21 protein-coding genes and 1 riboswitch are annotated in these 23,943 nt (G+C 71.7%); of the genes, 4 read left to right on the top strand and 17 right to left on the bottom strand.

Features of this window, described 5'->3' with window-relative positions:
• Nucleotides 1-88: 88 nt before the first annotated feature.
• On the bottom strand, nucleotides 89-1,447 hold the full coding sequence (locus H295_RS0125320; protein WP_020138148.1) for a peptidase C39 family protein: 1,359 nt from the start codon (nucleotides 1,445-1,447) through the stop codon (nucleotides 89-91).
• A gap of 232 nt (nucleotides 1,448-1,679) precedes the next feature.
• On the opposite strand from H295_RS0125320, the gene H295_RS0125315 reads away from it, so the two are divergent.
• Nucleotides 1,680-2,300, top strand: coding sequence for a uridine kinase family protein (locus H295_RS0125315; RefSeq protein WP_028809735.1), 621 nt, complete (start codon nucleotides 1,680-1,682; stop codon nucleotides 2,298-2,300).
• Between the two features lie 432 nt (nucleotides 2,301-2,732).
• Nucleotides 2,733-4,598, top strand: a complete 1,866-nt coding sequence (locus tag H295_RS0125310; RefSeq protein WP_020138146.1) for an AAA family ATPase — start codon at nucleotides 2,733-2,735, stop codon at nucleotides 4,596-4,598.
• Between the two features lie 111 nt (nucleotides 4,599-4,709).
• Here the strand turns inward: H295_RS0125310 and H295_RS0125305 are convergent, their stop codons facing one another.
• The 10 genes from H295_RS0125305 to H295_RS0125260 all read right to left on the bottom strand — a co-directional run bounded on the left by H295_RS0125305 (nucleotide 4,710) and on the right by H295_RS0125260 (nucleotide 13,820).
• Nucleotides 4,710-5,786 carry a hemolysin family protein gene (locus H295_RS0125305; protein ID WP_020138145.1) on the bottom strand — a complete coding sequence of 359 codons (1,077 nt, stop codon included), beginning with the start codon at nucleotides 5,784-5,786 and terminating at the stop codon, nucleotides 4,710-4,712.
• On the bottom strand, nucleotides 5,783-7,117 hold the full coding sequence (locus H295_RS0125300) for a hemolysin family protein (protein ID WP_020138144.1): 1,335 nt from the start codon (nucleotides 7,115-7,117) through the stop codon (nucleotides 5,783-5,785). Before H295_RS0125300 ends, H295_RS0125305 begins: the two co-directional genes overlap by 4 nt.
• A 179-nt stretch (nucleotides 7,118-7,296) precedes the next feature.
• Nucleotides 7,297-7,755 (bottom strand): PH domain-containing protein, encoded by a 459-nt coding sequence (locus tag H295_RS0125295; RefSeq protein ID WP_020138143.1) that lies wholly within the window; start codon nucleotides 7,753-7,755, stop codon nucleotides 7,297-7,299.
• A gap of 14 nt (nucleotides 7,756-7,769) precedes the next feature.
• The gene (gene hisG / locus H295_RS0125290; protein WP_020138142.1) at nucleotides 7,770-8,627 is read right to left on the bottom strand and encodes an ATP phosphoribosyltransferase; all 858 of its coding nucleotides are present in this window, start codon (nucleotides 8,625-8,627) and stop codon (nucleotides 7,770-7,772) included.
• Nucleotides 8,628-8,672: 45 nt separating this feature from the next.
• Nucleotides 8,673-8,945, bottom strand: coding sequence for a phosphoribosyl-ATP diphosphatase (locus H295_RS0125285; RefSeq protein WP_006378313.1), 273 nt, complete (start codon nucleotides 8,943-8,945; stop codon nucleotides 8,673-8,675).
• 34 nt (nucleotides 8,946-8,979) lie between these two features.
• Complete coding sequence (gene ribH / locus H295_RS0125280; protein ID WP_020138141.1) at nucleotides 8,980-9,465, bottom strand: 6,7-dimethyl-8-ribityllumazine synthase; 486 nt, start codon at nucleotides 9,463-9,465, stop codon at nucleotides 8,980-8,982.
• A 24-nt stretch (nucleotides 9,466-9,489) separates the two neighbouring features.
• Nucleotides 9,490-10,779, bottom strand: a complete 1,290-nt coding sequence (locus tag H295_RS0125275) for a bifunctional 3,4-dihydroxy-2-butanone-4-phosphate synthase/GTP cyclohydrolase II (protein WP_020138140.1) — start codon at nucleotides 10,777-10,779, stop codon at nucleotides 9,490-9,492.
• A complete protein-coding gene (locus H295_RS0125270) occupies nucleotides 10,776-11,417 on the bottom strand; it encodes a nicotinamide mononucleotide transporter family protein (RefSeq protein WP_020138139.1) in 642 nt (213 codons plus the stop codon). The genes H295_RS0125275 and H295_RS0125270 overlap by 4 nt, the downstream gene beginning before the upstream one ends.
• Entirely contained in the window at nucleotides 11,414-12,022 is a 609-nt protein-coding gene (locus tag H295_RS0125265) for a riboflavin synthase (RefSeq protein WP_020138138.1), read from the bottom strand. Before H295_RS0125265 ends, H295_RS0125270 begins: the two co-directional genes overlap by 4 nt.
• Nucleotides 12,023-12,178: 156 nt before the next feature.
• Nucleotides 12,179-12,309, bottom strand: a riboswitch (FMN riboswitch).
• A 218-nt stretch (nucleotides 12,310-12,527) separates the two neighbouring features.
• Entirely contained in the window at nucleotides 12,528-13,820 is a 1,293-nt protein-coding gene (locus tag H295_RS0125260; RefSeq protein WP_020138137.1) for an ROK family transcriptional regulator, read from the bottom strand.
• A 115-nt stretch (nucleotides 13,821-13,935) separates the two neighbouring features.
• Between H295_RS0125260 and H295_RS0125255 the strand changes: the two genes are divergently transcribed.
• Complete coding sequence (locus tag H295_RS0125255; protein ID WP_028809734.1) at nucleotides 13,936-15,138, top strand: MFS transporter; 1,203 nt, start codon at nucleotides 13,936-13,938, stop codon at nucleotides 15,136-15,138.
• Nucleotides 15,139-15,163: 25 nt separating this feature from the next.
• On the opposite strand, the gene H295_RS0125250 is transcribed toward H295_RS0125255, so the two are convergent.
• Nucleotides 15,164-16,372: a glycoside hydrolase family 6 protein gene (locus H295_RS0125250; protein WP_420706255.1), complete on the bottom strand. Its 1,209-nt coding sequence runs from the start codon at nucleotides 16,370-16,372 to the stop codon at nucleotides 15,164-15,166.
• A 100-nt stretch (nucleotides 16,373-16,472) separates the two neighbouring features.
• On the opposite strand from H295_RS0125250, the gene H295_RS0125245 reads away from it, so the two are divergent.
• On the top strand, nucleotides 16,473-17,159 hold the full coding sequence (locus H295_RS0125245) for a DUF5995 family protein (protein ID WP_028809732.1): 687 nt from the start codon (nucleotides 16,473-16,475) through the stop codon (nucleotides 17,157-17,159).
• A 98-nt stretch (nucleotides 17,160-17,257) separates the two neighbouring features.
• Here the strand turns inward: H295_RS0125245 and H295_RS0125240 are convergent, their stop codons facing one another.
• From H295_RS0125240 to H295_RS0125220, 5 genes are all read right to left on the bottom strand, one after another.
• Entirely contained in the window at nucleotides 17,258-18,973 is a 1,716-nt protein-coding gene (locus H295_RS0125240) for a flavin monoamine oxidase family protein (RefSeq protein ID WP_020138133.1), read from the bottom strand.
• A gap of 32 nt (nucleotides 18,974-19,005) precedes the next feature.
• A complete protein-coding gene (locus tag H295_RS0125235; RefSeq protein WP_020138132.1) occupies nucleotides 19,006-19,794 on the bottom strand; it encodes a carbon-nitrogen hydrolase family protein in 789 nt (262 codons plus the stop codon).
• Nucleotides 19,795-19,909: 115 nt separating this feature from the next.
• Entirely contained in the window at nucleotides 19,910-21,133 is a 1,224-nt protein-coding gene (locus H295_RS43535; RefSeq protein ID WP_020138131.1) for an MFS transporter, read from the bottom strand.
• 105 nt (nucleotides 21,134-21,238) lie between these two features.
• Complete coding sequence (locus H295_RS0125225; RefSeq protein ID WP_043217919.1) at nucleotides 21,239-22,675, bottom strand: HAD-IA family hydrolase; 1,437 nt, start codon at nucleotides 22,673-22,675, stop codon at nucleotides 21,239-21,241.
• A 197-nt stretch (nucleotides 22,676-22,872) separates the two neighbouring features.
• Nucleotides 22,873-23,940 carry an ABC transporter ATP-binding protein gene (locus H295_RS0125220; RefSeq protein ID WP_020138129.1) on the bottom strand — a complete coding sequence of 356 codons (1,068 nt, stop codon included), beginning with the start codon at nucleotides 23,938-23,940 and terminating at the stop codon, nucleotides 22,873-22,875.
• Between the last annotated feature and the right edge of the window lie 3 nt (nucleotides 23,941-23,943).

Here is a 23,943-nt window from a genome sequence, read left to right as displayed (position 1 = left end):
CGGTCCGTCCACCTTGTCACCGAAAGCAGCTTTTGTGGCAGAGAGCTTGGTCACAGGGCCCCGGTCACCCCGGGGCCCCGGTCGGACCTCAGCGCACGCCCACCGCCTCGAGCGCCTTGCGCTGGCGGGGAGTCGGGCAGGCGGGGAAGTACAGGTAGCAGACGCCCCCGGTACCGGAGACGACCTTGCCACTGGCGTTGTACCGCTTGGTGCGCAGCCAGATGTTCTCCCACTCGCGCCGCTTGTAGACGCGCCGGACCTCCGGGTCGCTGGGCGAGGCCGGGTCGTTGGCGATCACATCGCCCTCGGCGGTGAAGCCGATCACCGTCATGAGGTGGCCGGAGGTGCCGTAACCGGCCCCGGTGAGCTCCTCCTTGAGGAACGACTGGGACGTTATGGCCGGGATGCCGGCCGCGATCAGCGTCTCCAGGTCGGTCAGCGAGCCGAGCCGGGTGACCACGCCCTGAAGATCCTTGAAGGTGGCCGCGTAGGCCGCGTTGAAGGGCCAGTTGCCGCAGCCCGCGTACTGGTAGTCGTAGGTGTACCGGGCCGCGTGGCAGACCTGCGGGTCGGCGTACGACGGGTCGACCCAGGCCAGTTGCTCCTTGGTGAGCCGGCCGCCCCAGTACTCGATGATCATCTGCGAGGAGGTGGGGCTGCACCAGGCCTCGCCGCCGTTGTCGTACTCCGGGTACTGGCCCTTGTGGATCTCCTGCGAGTAGCGCGGGACGATCAGTTCGCGGGCGATGCCGGGCGTGGAGGCCGGGACGGTGAAGCGGTCGGGGACGTCCGAGCCCATCGCGCCCAGGCGCCACACGGTCGGCGTGTTCTTCGCGCCCGGCTTGCGGTACAGGGTCAGCCGCAACTGGTACGACGCCAGACGCAGCCCGGTCGCCGGGGCGTCGATCGCGAAGGTGTCCGTCCAGATGCTGCTCTTGTCGTCGGTCTGGTCGTCGACCGAGGTCCGCCTGATGTCCCCGTCACCGGCGGCCCATCGGCCCATCACGTACCACGGGGTGGCCGTGCCGTCGGAGTACGTCCCCTGGAGCTCGATCTGGATCCAGGTGCCGGCCGGGGTGTGGGCGTTCCAGGAGGCGATCACCTCGGTCGAGGGCACGGTGAGCCGGTGCACCGGGGAGGTCCAGGTCGCGTACTCCCAGGTGGCGGTGGTCCCGGTGTGCGGATCGGTGTAGTCGGTGGTGCCCGCGGGAGCGCTGATCACCACGCCGGGACGCTTGCCGGCGACGGCACGGATGCCGTTCACGGTGCCGGCGCGCCAGTCACCGTAGGTGGTCCAGGCGTGGTTGTCGACCAGTCGGGCGGGCACGTCGCGATCCGCGTCGGCCGTGGTGCCGGCTGCGGCCGCGGGGCCCGTGCCGCCGGCCACCGCGGCGGCGACCGCGACGGCGAGAACGGTTCTGCGGGACGGCTGTTCGGCTCTGCTCATGGGTGGGAAGACCCCCAGGTGTCCTTCGGGACGGATCCGATGCACGGCTGTGCGCCAACTATGGATGAGGCGCCATGCTCCTGCCAGCACTTCCGGACGTGCCACGCCCACCAATATTGGTCTCGACCACTGGCATGACCTGGGAAGCTGTGGTTCCGGCGGCGAGCGCAGGCCCCTCACTACACTGGACAGGCCAGACCGCCCGTCCGTATGAGCGCTTCCAGGAATCGTCATCCACGTCCTCGCCTCCCGGCTCCGCCGGCTCCCCCCGTCCTGCGGCCCGGTCCGGCTGGTCGGCGTCGACGGCCACGCCGGCTCCGGGAAGTCCACGTTCGCCGGGCAGTTGGCCGACGCCCTCGGCGGCGCCCCGGTGCTGCATCTCGACGACATCGCCAGCCACGAGGAACTGTTCGACTGGACCGGACGGCTGCTGCGCGAGGTGATCACACCCTTCGGCCGCGGCGAGACCGCGCGTTACGCCCCCTACGACTGGCACACCCGGCGCTTCGGACCGCCCCGGGATCTGCCGCCGGCGCCCGTGGTCCTGGTCGAGGGGGTCGGCGCGGGCCGGCGCGCGCTCAGACCACACCTGGCGTGGCTGCTGTGGATGGATCTGCCCCGTGAGGAGTCCTGGGCCCGGGGACGCTCCCGGGACGGGGTGGAGCAGCGGGAGTTCTGGGAGGAATGGGTCCTGGCGGAACAACGGCATTTCGCCGAAGACCCCTCCCGGCCCTTCGCCGACGCGCTGGTACGCCAGTGCCGGAAGGGATACGAGACCACTGACGGGCCTGCTGTGACTCCTGGACCGGACCACGACATCACGCACGGTGACGGCCCAACGGCGATGTGTTGAAGCTGTGAAGAACCACCGGTAAGAACTTGCCTGAGTCGCCCAACTCCGCTTGACCGAGGGGCCGTACAGGTCTTACGTTCTGAATGTGCGGCCGATGCAGGTCGCCCGCAGTCGCGAAGCCCCCGGTTGTTCCCCCGTGATCGGGGGCTTCGTTCTGCCCTCACACAGAAATATGCACGCGGTGAGGCGCCGTCCGCTCACCCTCGGTCACCGTCCGCGGTGCGCCCCATCTGCTCCCACCTCGTCAAACGGCCCGTGCGGCACCCTACGGCGAGCGACACCACCGCAGGTACGATGCCTCTCGGTGCGACCTACGGACAGCTGCTCTGCGCACCGTTGCAACTCCGGTCCGCGGCACAGCGGTTGGACGAAGGCGGCCATCGGGCGTCGGCCCGGTGGTGAACCACGGGGGCACGGTTTGTGGGGGACGTGATGGATTTCGGCACGCAGGGCCCCGAGGCCCCGGCCGACCTCGCCTGGCTGCGAGGTGTGGACGCCTACACGATGGGCGCCTACCCCCAGGCGGAGGAGGAGTTCCGGGCCGCGGTGCGGATCGACCCCGGGATGGCCGACGGCTGGCTCGGGCTGCACGCGTTGCGCGTCGACACGACGACCGCGCTGCTCCGGATGTTCCGGCACCGCGAGCGCTTCGGCGAGCAACGCACCCGCCACCGCCGTACCCTCAACTCCTGGTACTGGCTGGGCTGGTGGGTGCAGCCGGTCCTGGAGAGCCCGCGTGACCTGCTGCTCGCGCACGCCTCGCACTGGCTGGACGGCCGGCACGTCCCCGAGCTGGACCGGGCCCTCGCGGGGCTGCCCCCGGTGGACACCGATCACCAGGTCCGCTTCCTGCACGCCTGCCGCGCCTACCTGGTCAAGGACTGGGAGCAGCTGGTCCGGCACACCGACCCGCTGATCGACGACGCCATGCTCGGCATCGAGGCCGGTCTGTTCGGGGGCATGGCCCGGGTCCGCCTGGAGATGTTCGGCCAGGCCGAACCGCTGCTCTCGGCGGCCCTGATGCGCTGCCGCAGCGAACAGCCCCAGCGCAAGGAACTGCGGTACTGGCTGGCCCGGGCCCACGAGGGCACCGGCCGGTCCGCCGCAGCGCTGCCCCTCTACCGGGCGGTGCACCGCGTCGACCCCGCCTTCATGGACACCTCGGCCAGGCTCGCCGCGATCGCCGAGGGGGACGGGTACGACGACGACCCCGCCGACCTCGCGTCGATCACGCTCACCGGGTTCGGACAGGACGTCCTGGAGGGGCCCGACGGCATCGAGCCGCTGTTCGGTGTCGAGGGGCGGGAGGTGAAGCTCTCCGATCCGCAGCCGCCGACCGGGCCGCTGCCCACGATGACGGACCCGGCGGGACGGGAGCGGTCCGGCACCCTGGCAGGAGCACTGCCCGCCGGGCCCACCGACCCCGCCCTCCTGGAGGAGGCGCTCGCCGAACTCGAGCGCATGGTGGGCCTCGAACCGGTGAAGCGCCAGGTCAAGGCGTTGTCCGCGCAGTTGAACATGGCCCGTCTGCGCGCCGGGCAGGGGCTCCCGGTCCAGCCGCCCAAACGTCACTTCGTCTTCTCCGGGCCCTCCGGCACCGGCAAGACCACGGTGGCACGCATCCTCGGGCGCGTCTTCTACGCCCTCGGGCTGCTCGGCGGCGACCATCTCGTGGAGGCGCAGCGGGCGGACCTGGTCGGGGAGTACCTCGGCCAGACCGCGGTCAAGGCGAACGAACTGATCGACTCCGCGCTCGGCGGGGTCCTGTTCGTGGACGAGGCCTATTCGCTCTCCAACTCCGGTTACGGGAAGGGCGACGCGTACGGCGACGAGGCGCTCCAGGTCCTGCTGAAGCGGGCCGAGGACAACCGGGACCACCTGGTCGTGATCCTCGCGGGTTACCCGGAGGGCATGGACCGGCTGCTCACCGCGAACCCCGGTCTGTCGTCCCGCTTCACCACCCGCGTCGACTTCCCGTCGTACCGCCCCCTCGAGCTCACCTCCATCGGTGAGGTGCTGGCCGCCGAGAACGGGGACGTGTGGGACGAGGAGGCGCTGGACGAGCTGCGCTCCATCGCCGGGCACGTGGTGGACCAGGGGTGGATCGACGAGCTGGGCAACGGGCGGTTCCTGCGGACGCTGTACGAGAAGAGCTGCGCGTACCGGGATCTTCGGCTGTCCGGGTATCCGGGGATGCTGAGCCGGGACGACCTGGCGACACTGCGGCTGCCGGATCTGATGCAGGCGTACGGGGAGGTCCTGTCGGGGCGGGGACCTCAGGATCCGTCGGCCACGTGAGGTGTTCGGCTGCGGGCTGGTGGGGCTTCTCGCGCAGTTCCCCGCGCCCCTGAGCGGGTCCAGGCAATGTGCGCCCAGCTGCCCCACCGGCCCGCCGCCGTACGACGACCCCTAGGACGCCAGCGCTTCCTCACTGCTCCGAGGCTCGGTGACGCGGACCTCCGGAAGCTCCCGGTGCGCCGGATCCCGTACCTCACCGACGAGCAGTTCCAGTACGTCCTCCAGCGCGACCAGACCCAGCACCTTGCCGGACCCGTCCGCCACCTGGGCCAGGTGGGTCGCCGCACGCCGCATCACCGTGAGGGCGTCATCGAGCGGCAGGTCGGACCTGAGCTTGGTCATCGGTCGCCAGACCTGCTGCGGCACCGCCCGCTGGGACTCCTCCAGATCGAGTACGTCCTTCACGTGCAGGTACCCCATGAACACGCCGTTCTCCGCGGCGACCGGGAAGCGGGAGTACCCGGTGCGCCCGGTGAGCTCGATGATCTCGCCCGGGGTGACCGAGGGGCGGACCGTCACCAGCGACTCGCGCTTGAGCAGGACGTCGGTGACCGGGCGGGAGCCCAGTTCCAGCGCGTCCTCCAGGCGTTCCTGTTCCTCGGGGTCCAGCAGACCCGCCTGGCCGGAGTCCTCCACCAGGCGGTTGAGCTGTTCGCTGGTGAAGACCGCCTCGACCTCGTCCTTGGGCTCGACGCGGAAGAGCCGCAGGATGGCGGCGGCGCAGGCGCCGAGGGCGAGGGTGATGGGGCGGCACAGCCGCGCGAAGGCCACCAGGCCCGGGCTGAGCCAGAGCGCGGCCTTCTCGGGGGCGGCCATCGCGAGGTTCTTCGGGACCATCTCACCGATGACGAGGTGGAAGAAGACGACCGCGGCCAGGGCGATGACGTACCCCAGCGGGTGGATGATGCCGTGCGGCAGGTGCATCCACTCGAACACCGGCTCCAGCAGGTGCGCGACCGTCGGCTCGGCGACCGCGCCGAGCGTCAGGGAGCACACCGTGATGCCGAACTGGGCGGCCGCCATCATCTGGGGCAGCCGCTCCAGGCCGTACAGCACCTGGCGGGCGCGTGCGGTGCCGAGCGGTTCGATCTGGCTGCGGCGTACCGAGACCAGCGCGAACTCGGCGCCGACGAAGAAGCCGTTGGCGAGCACGAGCAGGGCTGCGAAGAGGAGTTGGAGCACGCTCATCGGGCGGCCTCCATGACGTTGACCGCGGGGACCGTGCGGACCAGGCGGACCCGCTCGGCACGGTAGTGCCCGACCTGGCGCACGGTGAGCCGCCAGCCGGGCAGCTCGGCCCGGTCTCCGACGGCGGGGATACGGCCGAGCAGGTCGGCGACCAGCCCGGCGACCGTCTCGTACGGCCCCTCGGGCACGTCGAGGCCTATGCGCTGGAGGATGTCGACCCGGCAGCTGCCGTCGGCGTCCCAGGCGAGGCGGCCGTCCTCGGGCGGGGCGGCGGCGAGTTCGGGGATGTCCTGGCCGTCGTGTTCGTCGCGGACCTCGCCGACGATCTCCTCGACGATGTCCTCCAGGGTGACCACGCCGGCGGTGCCGCCGTACTCGTCGACGACGACGGCGATGGGCTGCTCGCTGCGCAGCTGGGCCAGCAGGGGCTGGACCGGGAGCGTCTCCGGCACCAGCAGCGCCGGGCGGGCGATCCGGCCCACGGGAGTGCGCAGCCGGTCCTGGGAGGGAACGGCGAGGGCGTCCTTGAGGTGGGCCATGCCGACGATCTCGTCGATCTTCTCCCGGTAGACCGGGAAGCGGGACAGACCGGTGGCACGGGTGAGGTTGACGACGTCCTCGGCGGTCGCGGACGCCTGGAGCGAGCTGACCTTCACGCGCGGGGTCATGACGTGCTGCGCGGTGAGCTCGCCGAGGGACAGGGTGCGCACGAAGAGGTCCGCGGTGTCCTGTTCCAGGGCGCCGGCCTGGGCGGAGTGCCGGGCCAGGGAGACCAGCTCGCCGGGGGTGCGGGCGGAGGCCAGCTCCTCGGCGGGCTCGATGCCGAGCGCGCGGACGAGACGGTTGGCGACCGCGTTCAGCGCCGCGATCACCGGCCGGAACAGCCGGGCGAAGGCGTGCTGCGGGCCGGCGACGAAGCGGGCGACCTGCATCGGCTTGGACACCGCCCAGTTCTTGGGCACGAGCTCGCCGATCACCATCTGCACGGCGGAGGCCAGCAGCATGCCGACGACGACGGCCACGCCGGAGACCGCCCCCGAAGGAATGCCCACGGCCGTGAACGGGCCGCGCAGCAGCTCCGCGAGAGCCGGTTCGGCGAGCATGCCGACGACCAGGGAGGTGATGGTGATGCCGAGCTGGGTGCCGGAGAGCTGGAACGACAGCTCCTTGAGCGACTCGGCGACCCGGCGGGCCCTCCGGTCGCCTTCCGCGGCGGCCTTCTCGGCGTCGGTGGCCTCCACGGTGACGAGACCGAACTCGGCCGCCACGAAGAAGCCGTTGGCGAGAATGAGCAGGAACGCCGCTCCGAGGAGCAGCAGGGGGATGGTCATGCTGCCGCCTCGACACGTAGGGAGGGGGCAGCGCAGGTACTACAGGACGATCCGTCCATCGCTGGAGGGAGTCACTCCTCGGGTAGCAGGAACAACGAGAGGCGGAGGCGTGGTGAAAACGCCTCCGCCAACAGATTAATCAAGACAGGGCCGGATGCGGCAGGGTGGAATTCCCCGAGTCAGCCCTGATCTTCGTCGGAGCGGGCTGTGGAGCGCGCCTCGGCGAGCGCCCGCAGGGCCCGCGCGTCGGCGATGGCCTGGTGTTTCGCGATGCCCGGCTGGATGCCGAGCGCCGGCAGGCTGGTGCCGTCGCTGAGGTTGAGGAACACCCACGGGTCGCCCGGGCGGAGGTTCACCTGGATGATCTCGGCCCACTCCAGCCGCCGCCTGCTGGCGATGTTCTGGACGGTGACCCCGGACTCGTCGGCGACGACCTTCACCCTGGCCAGCAGGAACAGCACACCGGCGAGCAGGGCCGCGGTGAACACGAAGCTCAGGCGCTCGCCGGGGCCCAGCTGTTCGAGGAGCAGCGCGATCACCGTGATCGTCACGAAGATCGCGACACCGGCGGTGAGCAGGACCACACGGGTACGGCCCGGCCGGAACGTGACGGGCAGTGCGGGAGGTTCGGAGGACATCTGCGGTACGCCCCTCAGAGACGGCAGGCGTGGATGGCCGTCGTCAGGATGGCCCGCGCGCCGATGTCGTACAGGTCGTCCATGATCCGCTGCGCCTCCTTGGCCGGGACCATCGCGCGGACGGCGACCCAGCCCTCGTTGTGCAGCGGGGAGACGGTCGGGGACTCCAGGCCGGGGGTGAGCGCAACGGCCTTCTCGAGCTGCTCTACGCGGCAGTCGTAGTCCATCATCACGTACGTCCGTGCCACCAGGACGCCCTGGAGGCGGCGCAGGAACTGCTGGACCTTGGGCTCGCTCTCCGACGAGGCGTCCGCCCCGGTGCGGCGGATGACGACGGCCTCGGACTTCATGATGGGCTCGCCGAAGACCTCCAGACCCGCGTTGCGCAGGCTGGTGCCGGTCTCGACGACGTCCGCGATGACCTCGGCGACACCGAGTTCGATGGCGGTCTCGACCGCGCCGTCGAGGTGGACGACGGCGGCGTCGATGCCGTTGTCGGCGAGGTGCCCGGCCACGATCCCCTCGTAGGAGGTGGCGACCGTCTTGCCCTTGAGGTCCTCGACGCCGCTCGCGGTGCCCGGCTTGGACGCGAAACGGAAGGTGGAGCGGGCGAAGCCGAGCGGGAGGATCTCCTCGGCGTCGGCACCGGAGTCGATCAGCAGGTCACGGCCGGTGATGCCGATGTCCAGCTGGCCGGAGGAGACGTAGATCGCGATGTCCCGGGGGCGGAGGTAGAAGAACTCCACGTCGTTGACCGGGTCGACGGTCCGCAGTTCCTTGGACTCGCGGCGCTGCTGGTAGCCGGCCTCATGCAGCATGTCCGCCGCAGGGCCTGACAGGGAACCCTTGTTGGGGACGGCGATGCGCAGCATGAGGTCGGCTTCCTTTGCTCTCAGGGGGTGTTGTCGGCGACTGGCTTACAGGTGGGCGTAGACGTCGTCGAGGGAGATCCCGCGCGCGACCATCATCACCTGGACGTGGTAGAGCAGCTGCGAGATCTCCTCGGCGGCCGCTTCCTTGCCCTCGTACTCGGCGGCCATCCAGACCTCGGCGGCCTCTTCGACGACCTTCTTGCCGATGGCATGGACGCCCTTGCCGACCAGTTCTGCGGTGCGGGAGGTGGCGGGGTCGCCGGTGGCGGCCTTGTGCTGGAGCTCGGTGAAGAGCTCCTCGAACGTCTTATTGGACATGGTGTCGCTCAGCCTATGCCAAATGACACCTTCGTCAGTGCCACGGTTCAGATACTGAGCGAAGGGTGGCCGCGGTGGCCACCGCGGCGGTCACCGCCTCGTGTCCCTTGTCCTCGTTCGAGCCCTCGAGACCCGCGCGGTCCAGGGCCTGTTCCTCGGTGTCGCAGGTCAGCACACCCATGCCGACGGGGACGCCGGTCTCCACGGAGACCTGGGTGAGGCCCTGGACGACGCCCTGGCACACGTACTCGAAGTGCGGGGTGCCGCCGCGGATGACGACACCGAGGGCGACGATCGCGTCGTAGCCGCGGCCCGCGAGGACCTTGGCGACGACCGGGAGCTCCCAGCTGCCGGGGACCCTGAGCAGGGTCGGCTCGTCGATGCCCAGGTCGTGCAGGGCGCGCAGGGCGCCGTCGACCAGTCCGTCCATCACCTTCTCGTGCCACTGCGCCGCGATGACGGCGACCCGCAGGTCACCCACGTTGCGTACGGACAGCTCCGGTGCACCCTTGCCGCTCACGTTCTCGAACTCTCCTCGAAGTACTTACTGGTTGCTGCAGGTGGACACCGGGGCGGTGTCCAGCCAGGGCAGGTCGTGGCCCATCCGGTCCCGCTTGGTGCGCAGGTAGCGGAGGTTGTGCTCGCCCGCCTGTACCGGCATCGGCTCCCGCCCGGTGACCTTGAGGCCGTGGCGCAGGAGGGCGTCGGACTTGGCGGGGTTGTTGGTCATCAGGCGCAGGCTGCGGACGCCCAGGTCCTCCAGGATCTGCGCGCCCGCGCCATAGTCCCGGGCGTCGGCGGGCAGGCCGAGCTCCAGGTTGGCGTCGAGGGTGTCGTGGCCCTGTTCCTGGAGCTCGTACGCCCGCAGCTTGGACAGCAGGCCGATGCCGCGCCCCTCGTGGCCGCGCAGGTAGACCACCACTCCCCTGCCCTCTTCCTGGATGCGCTCCAGGGAGGCGTCCAGCTGGGGGCCGCAGTCGCAACGCAGGGAGCCGAAGATGTCGCCGGTGAGGCACTCGGAGTGGACACGGACCAGGACGTCCTCGCCGTCGCCGATCTCGCCGTGGACCAGGGCGACATGCTCGACGCCGTCGGCGCCGGAGCGGTAGCCGTACGCCGTGAAGGTGCCGTGGGCGGTGGGCAGCCGGGTCTCGGCCTCGCGGCGGACCGTGGGCTCGCTGGTGCGGCGGTAGGCGATCAGGTCCTCGATGGAGATGATCGTCAGGCCGTGCTTGCGGGCGAAGGGGATCAGTTCGGGCAGGCGGAGCATCCGGCCGTCCTCGCCGGCGATCTCGACGATCGCGCCGGCGGGGCGCAGTCCCGCGAGCCGGGCCAGGTCGACGGCGGCCTCGGTGTGGCCGTTGCGGGTGAGGACGCCTCCGTCCTTGGCGCGCAGCGGGAAGATGTGGCCGGGGCGGACGAAGTCGGTGGGCTCGGCGTCGCCGCTCGCGAGGAGCCGGAGCGTGGTCGCGCGGTCGGCCGCCGAGATGCCGGTGGTCACACCGTGAGCGCCGGAGGCGTCCACGGAGACGGTGAACGCGGTCTTCATCGACTCGGTGTTGTCGTCGACCATCTGCGGCAGCTTCAGCCGCTCCAGCTCGTCGCTCTCCATGGGGGCGCAGATCAGGCCGCGGCACTCGCTCATCATGAAGGCGACGATCTCGGGGGTGATCTTCTCCGCGGCGACGACCAGGTCGCCCTCGTTCTCGCGGTCCTCGTCGTCGACGACCACGATGGGGCGGCCGGCCGCGATGTCGGCGATGGCCTGCTCGACGGGGTCCAGCGCGAAGTCCTCGAACCCGTCGGTGCTGTAGAGAATCGGTGCGGCGGTCATGCCGGCGCTCCTTCCATGACGGGCCGCGCGGACTCACGGGAGCGCAGCCACCAGTCGCGCATGCCCCACAGGACGAGCGCGCCGTAGATGACGTAGACGAAGCCGGAGAAGGCGTAGCCGTTGGCGAAGTTCAGCGGGACGCCGACGAGGTCGACGAGGAGCCAGGCGATCCAGAACTCGACCATGCCGCGGGCCTGGGCGTACATGGCGACGACGGTGCCGACGAAGATGTAGGCGTCCGGCCAGGGGTCCCAGGACAGGCTCGGGTAGGCCTTGAAGAGCAGGGCGACCGCGACGGTGCCGACGGCGGCGGCGCCGACGAGGGCACCGCGCTCACGCCAGGAGGCGAACCGGGGCACGATGTGCCCGTCGCCCGACGCCCCCTTGTTGCGGTTCCACTGCCACCAGCCGTACAGGGCGACGAGCATGACGACGACCTGCTTGCCGGCGCTGCCGGTGAGGTGGCCGTAGAAGGCGCCGAAGAGGATGAGGCCGGAGGCGAACTGGACCGGCCAGCTCCACAGGTTGCGGCGCCAGCCGAGGGCGAGGGCGATCAGGCCGAGGATGTTGCCGATCATGTCCGACCAGAGGATGTGCTGGCCGAACAGGGTGAAGGCCTCGGTGTTGAGGGAGTTCACTGTCCCGCCCCCTGACCGCTGTTCGCGAGCAGGCGCTCGACGTACTTGGCGACGACGTCCACCTCGAGGTTGACCGGGTCGCCGGGCTGCTTGATGCCGAGCGTGGTCAGGGCGAGGGTGGTCGGGATGAGGCTGACCGTGAAGAAGTCGGGGCCGGCGTCGACGACGGTGAGGCTGATGCCGTCGACGGTGATGGAGCCCTTCTCGACGACATAGCGCGTGAGGTCCGCGGGCAGCGAGATCCTGATGATCTCCCAGTTCTCGGAGGGCTTGCGCTCCAGGACCTGCCCGGTGCCGTCGACATGCCCCTGCACGATGTGTCCGCCCAGGCGCGCGCCCAGGGCCATCGGGCGTTCGAGGTTGACCCGGGAGCCTTCGGCGAGGGCGCCGAGGCTGGAGCGGTCGAGGGTCTCGGCCATGACGTCGGCGGTGAACCAGTCGGCGTCGTGTTCGACGACCGTGAGGCAGACGCCGTTGACGGCGATGGAGTCCCCGTGTTTCGCGCCCTCGGTGACGACGGGGCCGCGCACTCGGAAACGACAGGAGTCACCGAGGTTCTCGACAGCGGTGATCTCACCCAGCTCTTCGACGATTCCGGTGAACACTTCCCGGGTCCTCCCTGCCTCATTCGGGCACGGACTCCGGGGCTGTCGATGACGACAGAATGAGCGAGCCGGGACACCTGGGACGACGCCGGACGGGACCCACCCCCGCGAGGGTGAAGCCTGTTACGGCGGCACGCATACAGGTATGCCCGCCCGCCGCGCACTGCCTCCCATCCGGACTTTAACCGTCGGTCCAGGAATTTCACCTGGTCAACCGGCCGCTGGAAGCGGTCGGGTCGCGGACTGTAACCGCCGGTTCGGACTTTCACCGACCCCGGAGTGCGCTGCTTCTGGTACACAGCCAGTCTGCCACGCCCGATCGTGGTCCATACAGGCGATGCGTGTGCAGTGGCTCACAACCCGTGGCCGAAACCTCTTGACCTAATGGTCTAGTCCTTTTTAGGGTCGCCGTGCGTGGACACCCGTGGAGACGGACCCGGCGGCGGTGACGACGGCCCTTGCCCGCCGCCGGGTCTTCCGCGCCGGGCCCGGCTTCTTTCGAGGACTATGTGCGGGCCGGCGGAGGCTGACGGGGTGCGAACAGGGCGTCCTGGGCCCGGTCCCTCGCGGTGAACAGCGCGCCGCGCAACACCGCCTCTCCGCCCAGCACACCGGCCCGCACCTCCGTGGCCAGAGGGGACATGCGGCGCACCCTTCGCTCCACGCGTGCGGCCAGCTCCGTCCCGCCGGCCTGTCCCACCTCTCCGCCCAGCACCACGCACCCCGGGTCCAGGACGGCGACGACGGACGCCACCCCCACGGCGAGCCGGTCGGCGAGAGCGTCCAGGAAACGGGACTCCTCGCGCGCCGCCGCCCCCACAGCCACCGGTACCGAGTCCGTGGCCGCCACCGCTCTCCGCACCACGTCCGCGGCCTCCACAGCTCCCTTCACCGGACCCGGCGCCCCACGACCGCCCTCGTCCAAGTCCCCATCCCCGCCCCCGCCTTCGCCCCCGGCCACCGCAAGACCGCACTCCTGCGCCAGCCTCACGATCCCCGCCGACCCCGCCAGCGAATGGAAGCCCCCCGCGCAGTCCACCGCCGAGGGCAGTCCCGCCGTCCCCGGCACCGGCAGGAACCCGATCTCCCCCGTCCCGCCCGACGCGCCCCGCCTCAGGACGCCGTCCAGGATCACCGCCGCGCCGGTGCCGTGGCCCAGCCACAGCAGGACGAAGGTGTCCCGGTCGCGGGCCGCCCCGTCGCGCTGTTCCGCCAGCGCCGCGAGGTTGGTCTCGTTCTCGACATGGACGCGGGCCTCCGGGAGCCGCTCCTGAAGTGCCAGCACCAGGCGCCGGTGCCAGGCGGGCAGGCCGCCGGAGTCGCGGAGTTCACCCGTGGCCGGGTCGATCAGACCGGGGGCGCCGATGGCGACGGTGTGCAGTCCGGCCACCCCCGCCTCCTTCGCCGTCCGCTCGACCAGCGCGACGGCCTGCTCGACCGCGGGACCCGTCCCGGTCTCCCCGCCGATCGGCACCGACGCCTCGGCCAGCACCCGCCCCAGCAGGTCGGCGACGACGACGGAGACGCCCTCGGTGCGGACGTCGAGGGCCGCGAGGTGGGCCTGGTCGGCGACGATGCCGTACAGCCTGGCGTTGGGGCCGCGGCGCTGCTCCCCCGACTCCCCGACCACGTCGATCAGACCGGCGGCGGCGAGGCGCTCGACGAGGTCGGCGACGGTCGGCCGGGACAGCCCGGTGAGCTGCTTCAACTGGCCTGCCGTCAGCGGGCCTTCCTGCTGGAGCAGACACAGGGCGAGCCGGTCGTTGATGGCCCGGGCGGTGCTCGGGGATGCGGGCATGCCGGGAATCCTCTCAGATCCGCAGAGCCGGATAAGCGCTATCTATCAGGCAGGGTTCCTGATAATTTACACCGCGACTTGTGACGAGGACGAGAATCTTGGGAGGGGCCCGAAGATGAGCGATGTGGTCCACACATCAGCAGAGGTACGGCGGGCCCGGTACGCCGTGGCCGCCGTGTTCGCCGTGCACGGGGCCGTGACCGGCTCGTTCGCGACGCGGGTGCCGTGGATCCAGGAGCACTCCTCGGTCAGCGCCGGTCAGCTGGGCCTGGCGCTCGCCTTCCCGGCCCTCGGCGCCTCGCTGGCGATGCCGCTGGCCGGCCGGGTCAGTCACCGCTTCGGCGCCCGGAACGCCCTGCGCGGCCTGATCTCCCTGTGGACCCTGGCCCTGGTCCTGCCGTCGCTCTCCCCCAACCTCCCGACGCTCTGTCTGGCCCTGTTCGTCTACGGCGCCACGGCCGGCATGGCGGACGTGGCGATGAACGCGCTCGGCGTCGAGGTCGAGAACCGCCTGGGCCGCTCGATCATGTCCGGACTGCACGGCCTGTGGAGCGTGGGCGCCCTGGTCGGCTCGGCGGCCGGCACCCTCGCCGCGCATCTGGGCTCGGACGCCCGGCTGCACCACGCGCTCGCGTCGGCCACCCTGACCCTGCTCGGTCTGGGTGCCTGCCGCTGGGTGCTGGACCTCCAGGCCGCCGAGGACGAGGAGCCGCCGCCCCGGTTCGCGCTGCCGCCCAAGTCGGCGCTGCTCATCGGCGCGATCGGGTTCTGCGCGGTGTTCGCGGAGGGCGCCAGCCTGGACTGGTCGGCGGTGTACCTGCGGGACCAACTGGAGACCTCGGCGGGGCTCGCGGCCGCGTGCACCACCGGTTTCACGCTCACCATGGCTGTCGCGCGGATCGCCGGGGACCGTCTGGTGGACCGCTTCGGCGCGGTGCGCACGGTCCGGACGAGCGGGGTCCTGGCGGTGCTGGGCGGACTGCTCATCGTCGTCGCCCGGCAACCGGCGGTGGCGATGGGCGGGTTCGCGCTGATGGGGCTCGGCATCGCGGTGGTCGTGCCGCTGTGCTTCGCCGCCGCGGGCCGCAGCGGGTCCAATCCCAGCCTGGCGATCGCCGGTGTCGCGACGATCACGTACACCTCGGGGCTGGTCGCCCCGAGCGCGATCGGCACGCTGGCCCAGGCGACCAGCCTGATGGTGTCGTTCGCCCTGGTGACGGTCCTGGCCTGCGGGCTCGTGGCCTTCGCGGGGGTGCTGCGGGCCGGCGACCGCCGGAAGGTCGTCACCCCGGCGGCGGTCTCCGAGCCGCGGCACTGACTTCCGCGTCCGGGGTGGCCCCCGGCTAGCGCGAGGCCAAGTCGTAGGCGTACGACGCGCTGAACGTGCCCGGTGCGCCCTTGCAGCCGTCCGACTCCCCCGGCAGCTTCACCCACAGGTAGGCGTCGATCCCCGCTTCGCCGGTGTCCAGGGTCGGAGCGCGTCCGATCTTCCGGCCCGCGGGGTCGCACCACTCGTCGTCCGGCGGGGCGCCGTTGCCGTTGCGGCTGGTGTCGATGACGGCGCCCAGGCCGGGCGGTCCGCCCAGCGCGGCGAGGACCTGACGGTCGTAGGCGATCTCGGCGGACGTGGCGTGGAAGTTGGAGACGTTGCTGAAGATCCCGTCGGAGGAGGCGGCCGAGGCGGCGCCCGCCTGCTTCAGCAGGGTCGCCTGCTGCCCGGCCGGGTTCCAGCCGGAGTGGCCGGCGTCGTAGTAGACGCGGGCCTTCGCGTTCGCGGCCTTCAGGACCCGGCCCGCGCGGGCCAGCGAGGCGAAGCGGTCGGCCCGCCCCGCCTCCGGGAGGCAGTCCGACTGCGCGATCGAGTCGGGTTCCAGCACGACGATCACCTCGCGGGAGCCGAGTCCCGCGGCGAACCGGTCGATCCAGGCGTCGTAGGCGCCGAGATCCGGTGCCCCGCCCTGGGAGGCGCCTCCGCAGTCACGGTCCGGGACCGCGTACGCCACGACCACCGGCACCCGGCCCTGCGCGGCGGCACCGGAGGTGACCGCGCGGACCCGGGAGGTGATGGTCGCCGGGGTGTAGTCGGCGAACCAGACCGCGGCCGGGCGGTCGGCGATACGGGACTCGATGAGCTCGGCACGCCAGTCGCGCGGGTGGTCCTGCACCCAGTCGAGGACCTGGGAGGACGGATGGCGGTAGAGACGGCCGACGGCGGTGGGCCGGGGCTTCTCGGGGCTCGGCTTCCTGCTCCTGGGCGACGAGGACGGGGACCTGCTCGCCTCGGCGGAGGGGGACGCGGAGGCGGAGGGGACGGCCGACGGCGCGCCCGGCCCCGAGGGCAGGGCCCTTGCGCCGACCCGCCCCGGGGAGCCGCCGGCCGAAGCCGGTCGCACCTCGTCGGAGCCGTCACGGCCGTCGAGCGCGGAGAGCATTCCGGTCGCGGTGCCGACGGCCACGACCACGGCGGCCACCGCGACCAGGACCCCGCGGCCCACGGCCCGTCTGCGGGCGGCGCGACGCGCGGCCAGTCGCTGGGCACGTAAGCCTGACACCCTGTCGCTCCCCCCTCGCACGGCGGGGGCGTTACCCCGTTCTGGGGAAGCGTCGGGCCCGCCGGTACCCCGGCCAGCCTAGGACTGGGACCCTGCCGTCATGGCGCAATTGGAACAGTTCACCACCCCCCTCGACGCGGTCGTCTCCCGTATGCGCGCCCTGGACGAGGCCCTTCCCGAACGGGACGGCGTAGCGGTCTTCAACCGCGTCTACCTCGCCGTCACCGAGGCGGTGGACCGCTGTGTCGACGCGGGCCGGTTCGCGGACGCGCGGGCCGCGATCACGCTGGACGTACGGTTCGCGGAGCGCTACCTGACCGCGGTCGACACGCTCGCCCGCGGACACCGTCCGCCGGCCTGCTGGCGGCCGCTGTTCCAGTTCCGCCGTCATCCGGGGGTACGGCCCCTGCAGTTCGCGTTGGCGGGCATCAACGCGCACATCGGGCACGACCTCGCGCTCGCCGTGGTGGACACCTGTCGTAGCCTCGGCTGCGAACCCGCCGACGTGGAGGACGAGTTCGACCGGGTGGGCGACCTCCTCGTCTCGCTGGAGGAGCGGATCCGCGAAGAGCTGATGCCGGGCCCCGACGTCCTCCAGATCGCCGACCCGCTCACCCATCTGCTCGGCGCCTGGAGCCTGGACCGCGCCCGGGACGCCACCTGGACCGCGGCCCGTGCCCTGTGGGCGCTGCGCGGACTGCCCGACGTGGCCGAGGAGTTCACGGAGCGCCTGGACACGGCGGTGGGTTTCGCGGGCCGCATGCTGCTGACACCACTGCCGGACTGACCTCGGGCTGCCCCGCTGCGGACCGACCTCCGGCTGTCCCGCTGCCGGGCCGAACTCCGGCTTTCCCGCTGCCGGGCCGACCGCGGACTCGGCCAGGTCTAGTCCTCCGGCAGTTCCACCGGCGCGATCTCGTCGTACACGTCCCCCGGGCCGGGGTTCGTCGCGTCGGTCTCGCCGCCGAAGTGGTGCATCACGCCCCAGACCGCGTTCAGGGCGGTCTGGATCGCACCCTCGGCCCAGCCGGCCGTCCAGGAGATGTCGTCGCCGGCGAGGAAGATGCCCCGCTTGTCCTCGGGCAGCCGGTCCTGCATGAAGTGGGTGAAGAGGCGCCGCTGGTAGCGGTAGTGGCCGGGCAGGTTGGCCTTGAACGCGCCCATGAAGTAGGGCTCGTTCTCCCAGGAGACGGTGACCGGGCTGCCGATGATGTGCTTCCGGATGTCGACCTTCGGGTAGATCTCGCCGAGCGACTTCAGCATGACCTCCATCCGCTCGTTCGCGGACAGCGGCAGCCACTTCAGGCTGTCGTCGCACCAGGTGTAGGAGAGGCAGATGACGGCCGGCTTGTCCGGACCGTCGTCCAGGAGGTAGGTACCGCGTGTCATCCGGTCGGTCAGGGTCATCGACATGACGTCCCGGCCCGTCGGATTTCCCCTGTCGTCGACGGCCTTGTCCAGCCAGAACGGGCGATCCACGGGCACGAACAGCTTGGACGACTCCATGTAGTGCGTGCGCTCGATCGCCGTCCAGTGGTCGATCGGGAAGAGCGAGTCGTCGCAGGCGATCTTCGAGAGCAGCATCCAGGACTGGGCGGTGAAGATCGCCGCCCGGTAGGTGCGGATGTCCCCTCCGGCGTCGGTCACGGTGATCCGGTTGCCCGCGGTGCGGTGCAGCCGGGTCACGGCGGGGCGCGGTTCGCCGTCCATGTGCAGGGACTTCAGGGACGTGCCGTACGCCCAGTGCACGATCTTCTCCGGCTCGCGCTCCCACAGCCGCAGCGGCAACTGCTGCGAGCCGCCCACGATCCCGCGGTGGTGGTCGTCGGCCTCGGTGTAGACGACCCGCAGGATCTCCAGGATGGAGTTGGGGAAGTCGGTGTCCCAGCCGCCGGTGCCGAAGCCGACCTGGCCGAAGATCTCGCGGTGCCGGAAGGAGCGGAACGCCTCGGAGTCGCAGAGGAAGCCGTAGAAGGTCTGGTTGTCGAGCTTCTCCACGAGCCGCGACCAGATCTCGCGGATGCGCGGCACGTCCCGCTCCCGCAGGGCGCGGTTCATGTCGGTGAAGTCGGCACCCTCTTCGAGGCACTTGTTCCAGGCCGCGGCGACATCGCGGTAGACCTGCGGGAGGTCGGCGATCGTCTCGGCGTAGTGGGACTCGCCCTTGAGGTCGACGACCGTCGAAGGGGTGGCCTCGGCCAGGGGGTTGGGGAAGGGGCGGGTCTGAAGGCCCACGAGGTCGATGTAGTGCTGGAGGGCGGTGGAGGAGGGCGGGAAGCGCATCGCGCCCATCTCCGCGCTCAGGCCCTCGGTGCCCTGGCCCTCGAAGCCCACGGTCCGCAGCCGGCCACCGATCCGGTCGGCCTCGTAGACGACCGGCTTGAGGCCCATCTTCATCAGCTCGTACGCGGCCACGATGCCGGAGAGACCGCCGCCGATCACGGCGACCTCGGTGCCGAGCTCGGTGGCCGGTATCTGTCCGAGGCCCGCCGGGTGGGCGAGGAAGTCGTCGTAGGCGTACGGGAAGTCAGGCCCGAACATGGTGATCGGCGGCTGCTGCGCGTCTGCGTGCTCGACGGCGTTGGGCACGGTGGACGTCATGGGGTACGGGCTCCTTGGCACAAAGGGGTGGTTCAGACGAGGGATCCGTACAGACCGGGCCTGCGGTCCTTCAGGTACGGGTTGGCCTCGCGGGAGGCGGCGAGGAAGGCGGGGTCGACGTCGGCGAGGACCAGGTCCGTACCGCGTCCGGCGCGGGTGCGGGCCACCCCGTCGGGGCCGGCCAGCACCGAGAGCCCGACGAAGTCGAACTCCCCTTCCTGGCCGACCCGGTTGACGTAGGCGACGTACATCTGGTTCTCCCAGGCCCGCACCGGCACCAGGGACTCGGCGACGAACTGGAACGGGTGCATCTGGGCCGTGGGGACGAGGAGCAGGTCGGTCCCGGCGAGGGCGTGGGCGCGGACGTTCTCCGGGAACTCGACGTCGTAGCAGATCATCAACCCGACGCGCAGACCGCCCAGTTCGGCCTGGACCACCGGCTGCTCCCCCGGCGTGAAGTGGTCGCGCTCGAAGCAGCCGAAGAGGTGGGTCTTGCGGTAGTTGGCGAGGCGGGTGCCGTCGGCGGAGATCAGCTGGGCGGAGTTGAACACGGTGTCGCCGGACCGCTCGGGGTATCCGTAGGCGACGGCGAGGCCGTGCCGTGCGGCGATCTCCGCGACCGCGTCCGCGCCCTCCCCGTCGGCCTCCTCGGCGAGGCGTGCGATGTCGTCCCCGATCGCGTACCCGGTGAGGAACATCTCCGGAGCGGCCAGCAGCGCGGCACCCGCGGCGGCGGCCGAGGCCGCGGCCTCGTCGAGAACCTTGAGGTTCGCCTCGACGGAGCCGGGGCGGCCGGAGCTCTGGAGCAGGGCGGTGCGCATGCGTGATCCTCACCGGGCGGAGGGTGGATGTGGGGGCCACGTAGCGGGCCATATAGAAGGTACGGGCGGCTCACCGGCGCGAACAAGAAGGAGCCGTTGCGCGCCGGTGAGCGGTTCATTGCGTGCTCAGGCGCTCCTGCGGCGATTCGTTGCGCGGACGTCGGCGGCCCCAGGACAGCACCATTGCCGTCACCAGATACGGCACGGAGAGGATCATGAAGACCGTGCTGTGCGCCAGCGATGCTCCGAGCAGGGTGTACACGCCGAACACGGCGACCGTGACCAGTTCCGTGCCCAGGCTCGCGACCGAGGTGAGGGTGGCCCGCCGGGCGTCGTCGATGCGGTGCTGGAGGCGGACGTCGGCGAGGACCTCGGCCAGCTGGAAGCCGGCGAAGGCGAGGCCGACGAGGGCGATACCGGCCGGGGTGCGGATGCCGGCGCCGACGGCCAGGGCGAGGGCGGCTCCGGCGATCAGCGCGGCGAGTCCCCGGGTGCCGAGGCGTTCGGCGGGCCCGGCGAACAGGCTGCCGACGGTGACCAGTGCCCAGACCAGCAGGACCAGCCAGGGCACGGTGGTCTCGGCCACACCGAGGTCCCGGATCAGCAGCGAGACGTACTCGTCGAGCGCGCCCCACACCGCGGCGACGGCCGGGATCAGCAGCAGGGCGCCCCGGACCGCCCGGTCGCCGCGGGCCTCGGCGACTCCGGCCCGCAGGGTCGCCGACCAGTTCGTGCTGCCCTTCGCGGCCGGTACCCGGTGCTCGGGCAGCCGGGTCGCCGTGAGCGCGGCCAGCAGACAGGCGAGGACGCTCGCGGCGCCCACGGCCGGGTAGCCGCCGAGCGCGAGGACCGGTCCGGCGAGCCCCATCGCGGTCACGGTGGCCAGCAGCCGGGCCGCGCGGGTGCGTCCCATCACGCGCGCGTACCGGTCGGCGGCCCCGAGCCGTTCCATCTCGTCGTAGACGAGCGCCTCCAGCGAACCCGAGCCGAGGGCGCCACCGGCTCCCCACAGCACGAAGCCCAGCGCGAAGGCGCCGTACGACGGGACGGTCACCCACAGCGCGAAGCCGGCCGCGGTGAGCAGCGGGCCGATCCACAGCAGCCGGCGCCGCGAGACGGTGTCGGCCCAGGCGCCGGAGGGCACCTCCAGGACCACGGCCGTGAGGGACCACAGGGCGAACAGCGAGGAGATCTGCCAGAGCGGCAGGCGGGTGTCGGCGAACAGCAGCGCGTACACCGGGTAGAGCAGGACGAGGTCGTCGAGGAACGCGTAGCCGTACAGCGTGGTCGTCAGCCGGCGGACGCCGGTCGCGGGCACACGTGCGGGTGAGAGTGTCATGAGGCCTTCCCGGAAGGGCGGTTCGGACGTCGTGGGCACGGCGTCCGAGGCGGCCCTCGGGAGGCACGGCTGGTGGATCAATGTCGCCAGGTCATGTGACCGATGTTAGGCAGTTCCGGGGCCGCTGCCCAGCGAAAATGTGGTGATCACGGCGGCGTGGTCGGAGGGCCAGTCGTTGTTCTCGACATCCGGCCAGGTCCGGGGCGTGCCGGTGACGTAGGTCCGCGAGTCGAGGACCCGCAGCCCCCGGTGCAGCACGAAGTCGATCCGGTCCTGCGGCTCGGGCCCGGCGTGGACCGGGGACCAGGTGTGCCCGGGCTCCCGGACCGCGTCGGGGTGCGCCTCCCGGTAGGAGTCCCGGAACCCCGCCTCCTCCGCGGCCTTCGTCACCGGCCATTCGACGTCCGGCCAGTCCAGGTGGGAGGGGCAGTTGAAGTCGCCGACCAGGACGGCGGGCGCGGTGTCCCCGATCCGGCGCAGCGCCTCCCGCAGCTGTCCGAGCCGTACCTCCTCGTGGGCGAGCGGCTCGGCGGCGTAGGGCCCGTACTGCTCGGAGTCGAGGTGGGCCGTCCAGATGTCGACTTCCTCGCCCTCCACGGCGATCCGCGCGCCGGCGGCCCCGTAGAACCCGACGTCCGGGTCGCCCAGCACGGCCGTGACCGGGAAGCGGCTGATGACGCCGAGGTTGGGTCCGGCGCTGTGGTGGTGCCAGCCCAGCGCCTCTGCGAGCTCCTCGGCGGCGGTGCCGTACGTCTCCTGGAGTCCGACCACGTCCGCACCGGTCTCGGCGATGACCTTGAGCTGCTTGGCGCGGTGGTCGTGGACCTTGGTGCCGCCGTACCAGAGGTTCCAGGTCATCACACGGAGCCGGTACGGCAGCAGGGCGCGCAGCCGGGGCACGGTGACGCCCTCCAGGCCTTCGAGGACCGTACGGCCCGGGGCCGGCTCGACGGGGGCGAGCGAGGGCACGGCGAGAACCGCGCAGCCGGCCGCCTCGGCGGAGCGGACGCCGGTCTCGGTGTCCTCCACGGCGACACAGTTCGCGGGGTCCACGCCGAGGGCGCGGCAGGCGGCGAGGTAGGGGTCGGGGGCGGGTTTGGTGTGCTCGGTGTCGTCGGCGGTGACGGAGACGGCGAACCGGCTTGCGCCCCCCAGGGCCTGGAGGACGACCTCGGCCACGGCCCGCGGCGATGCGGTGACCAGGGCGGTCGGTACGCCCTCGCGGGCCAGCGCGTCGAGCAGGTCGAGGGCGCCGGGGCGGGGCACGACTCCGGTGCGGACGCGGTCGGCGAACTCGCGGTGGAGGGTGTCGGCCAGCTCCCCGACGGGGCTGCCGGTGGCCGCGGCCAGCCAGGCGGCGGTGTGCTCGACCGGGCGGCCGAGCACGTCGGGCCGGTCCGCCTCGGTCAGGGGTCGCCCGGCGACCCGCTCCACCGCCTCCCACCAGAGCCGCTCGGTGTCCACGAGCGTGCCGTCCATGTCGAACAGGACGGCGTGCAGGGCAGGTCGGCTCACGGTGGTCTCTTTCGTGGGGGGCGTCATGGCTGGGGGTGTGTGGAGGGGGCGGGCAGCGGGTGGGCTCCCGCGGGGCGGCGGGTGCGCTCCCCCCGGGGGCAGAAGGTGCGGTCCCGGGGTCGACAGGTGCGGTCCGCAGGCCGGCAGGCGCGCTCCCGCAGGCAGCAGGCGCGTCCGCAGGCCGGCAGACGCGCCCCCGGGGGCAGCGGGCGCGCGTCCGCGGGTCAGTGCGGGCGCTCCGCCACCAGCACCGGACGCTCGGGCAGCGACACGGTCACCGAGGCCCCTGCGCTGAGCTCGGCGGACTCGTGGGTGGGCAGGTCGGCCTTGACCTCGGTGCCGTCGGTGAGCCGGACGGTGACGCGGACGACCGCGCCCAGGAAGGACGTGGCGACCACCCGGGACATCCCGTCGGCCTCGGCCCGCACCCGCACGGCCTCCGGACGCACCAGCACGTCGACCTCGGTCGCCGCGGGCACCGGGCCGTCGACCGGCAACCGCTGTCCGAGCACCTCGACCGTGTCCTGGGCGAGCCGACCGGGGATCCGGCTCATCGTGCCGACGAACTCGGCAACGAAGGCGGTGGCGGGGCGGCCGTACAACTCGCTCGGGGTGGCGCACTGTTCGAGCCGGCCGGCGTGCATCACCGCGACCCGGTCGGCCATGGACAGGGCCTCCTCCTGGTCGTGGGTGACGAAGAGGGCGGTGATGCCGAGTTCCTGCTGGAGGCGCCGGATCTCCTCACGGAGACTGAGCCGCACCTTGGCGTCCAGCGCGGACAGGGGCTCGTCGAGCAGCAGGACGCGTGGGCGCAGGGCGAGCGCCCGGGCCAGCGCGACCCTCTGCTGCTGTCCGCCGGAGAGCTGGTGCGGGAACCGCCCGCCCTTGTCGGCGAGCCCGACGAGGTCCAGCAACTCGGCTGCCCTGGCCCGCCGTTCGGCGGTGCGGACCTTGCGCATGCGCAGTCCGAAGGCCACGTTGTCGAGGGCGTCGAGATGCGGGAAGAGGCTGTACGACTGGAAGACCATCCCGGCGTCCCGGCGGTGGGCCGGGACCCGGCTCACGTCCTCGCCGTCCACCAGCACCCGCCCGGAGTCGGGGTGTTCGAAGCCGGCGAGCATCCTGAGCGCGGTGGTCTTGCCGCAGCCGGACGGACCGAGCAGGGCGAGGAGTTCACCCGGCCGCACGGTCAGGTCGAGTCCGTCGAGGGCGACGGTCGGGCCGAACGCCCGCCTGAGGCCCTGGAATTCGACGGTTGCCGCGGTCGTCTGGGTCGTGTCAAGAAGGGTCATGGG

Source organism: Streptomyces sp. 351MFTsu5.1 (genome assembly GCF_000383655.1).
In the GTDB taxonomy this organism is placed as follows: domain Bacteria; phylum Actinomycetota; class Actinomycetes; order Streptomycetales; family Streptomycetaceae; genus Streptomyces; species Streptomyces griseorubiginosus.
The sequence above is the reverse complement of the archived record's forward strand: the minus strand, read 5'-3'. Positions and strand labels throughout refer to the sequence as shown.

Excerpts from the sequence above, each read along its gene's own strand:
- H295_RS0125300 (WP_020138144.1), bottom strand. The coding sequence starts at position 7,117 with ATGACCATCCCCCTGCTGCTCCTCGGAGCGGCGTTCCTGCTCATTCTC.
- H295_RS0125255 (WP_028809734.1), top strand. The coding sequence starts at position 13,936 with ATGAGCGATGTGGTCCACACATCAGCAGAGGTACGGCGGGCCCGGTAC.
- H295_RS0125240 (WP_020138133.1), bottom strand. The coding sequence starts at position 18,973 with ATGACGTCCACCGTGCCCAACGCCGTCGAGCACGCAGACGCGCAGCAG.
- H295_RS0125275 (WP_020138140.1), bottom strand. The coding sequence starts at position 10,779 with ATGACCGCCGCACCGATTCTCTACAGCACCGACGGGTTCGAGGACTTC.
- H295_RS0125285 (WP_006378313.1), bottom strand. The coding sequence starts at position 8,945 with ATGTCCAATAAGACGTTCGAGGAGCTCTTCACCGAGCTCCAGCACAAG.
- H295_RS0125235 (WP_020138132.1), bottom strand. The coding sequence starts at position 19,794 with ATGCGCACCGCCCTGCTCCAGAGCTCCGGCCGCCCCGGCTCCGTCGAG.
- hisG (WP_020138142.1), bottom strand. The coding sequence starts at position 8,627 with ATGCTGCGCATCGCCGTCCCCAACAAGGGTTCCCTGTCAGGCCCTGCG.
- H295_RS0125305 (WP_020138145.1), bottom strand. The coding sequence starts at position 5,786 with ATGAGCGTGCTCCAACTCCTCTTCGCAGCCCTGCTCGTGCTCGCCAAC.
- H295_RS0125320 (WP_020138148.1), bottom strand. The coding sequence starts at position 1,447 with ATGAGCAGAGCCGAACAGCCGTCCCGCAGAACCGTTCTCGCCGTCGCG.
- H295_RS0125310 (WP_020138146.1), top strand. The coding sequence starts at position 2,733 with ATGGATTTCGGCACGCAGGGCCCCGAGGCCCCGGCCGACCTCGCCTGG.
- H295_RS0125260 (WP_020138137.1), bottom strand. The coding sequence starts at position 13,820 with ATGCCCGCATCCCCGAGCACCGCCCGGGCCATCAACGACCGGCTCGCC.
- H295_RS0125245 (WP_028809732.1), top strand. The coding sequence starts at position 16,473 with ATGGCGCAATTGGAACAGTTCACCACCCCCCTCGACGCGGTCGTCTCC.
- H295_RS0125295 (WP_020138143.1), bottom strand. The coding sequence starts at position 7,755 with ATGTCCTCCGAACCTCCCGCACTGCCCGTCACGTTCCGGCCGGGCCGT.
- H295_RS0125225 (WP_043217919.1), bottom strand. The coding sequence starts at position 22,675 with ATGACGCCCCCCACGAAAGAGACCACCGTGAGCCGACCTGCCCTGCAC.
- H295_RS43535 (WP_020138131.1), bottom strand. The coding sequence starts at position 21,133 with ATGACACTCTCACCCGCACGTGTGCCCGCGACCGGCGTCCGCCGGCTG.
- H295_RS0125220 (WP_020138129.1), bottom strand. The coding sequence starts at position 23,940 with ATGACCCTTCTTGACACGACCCAGACGACCGCGGCAACCGTCGAATTC.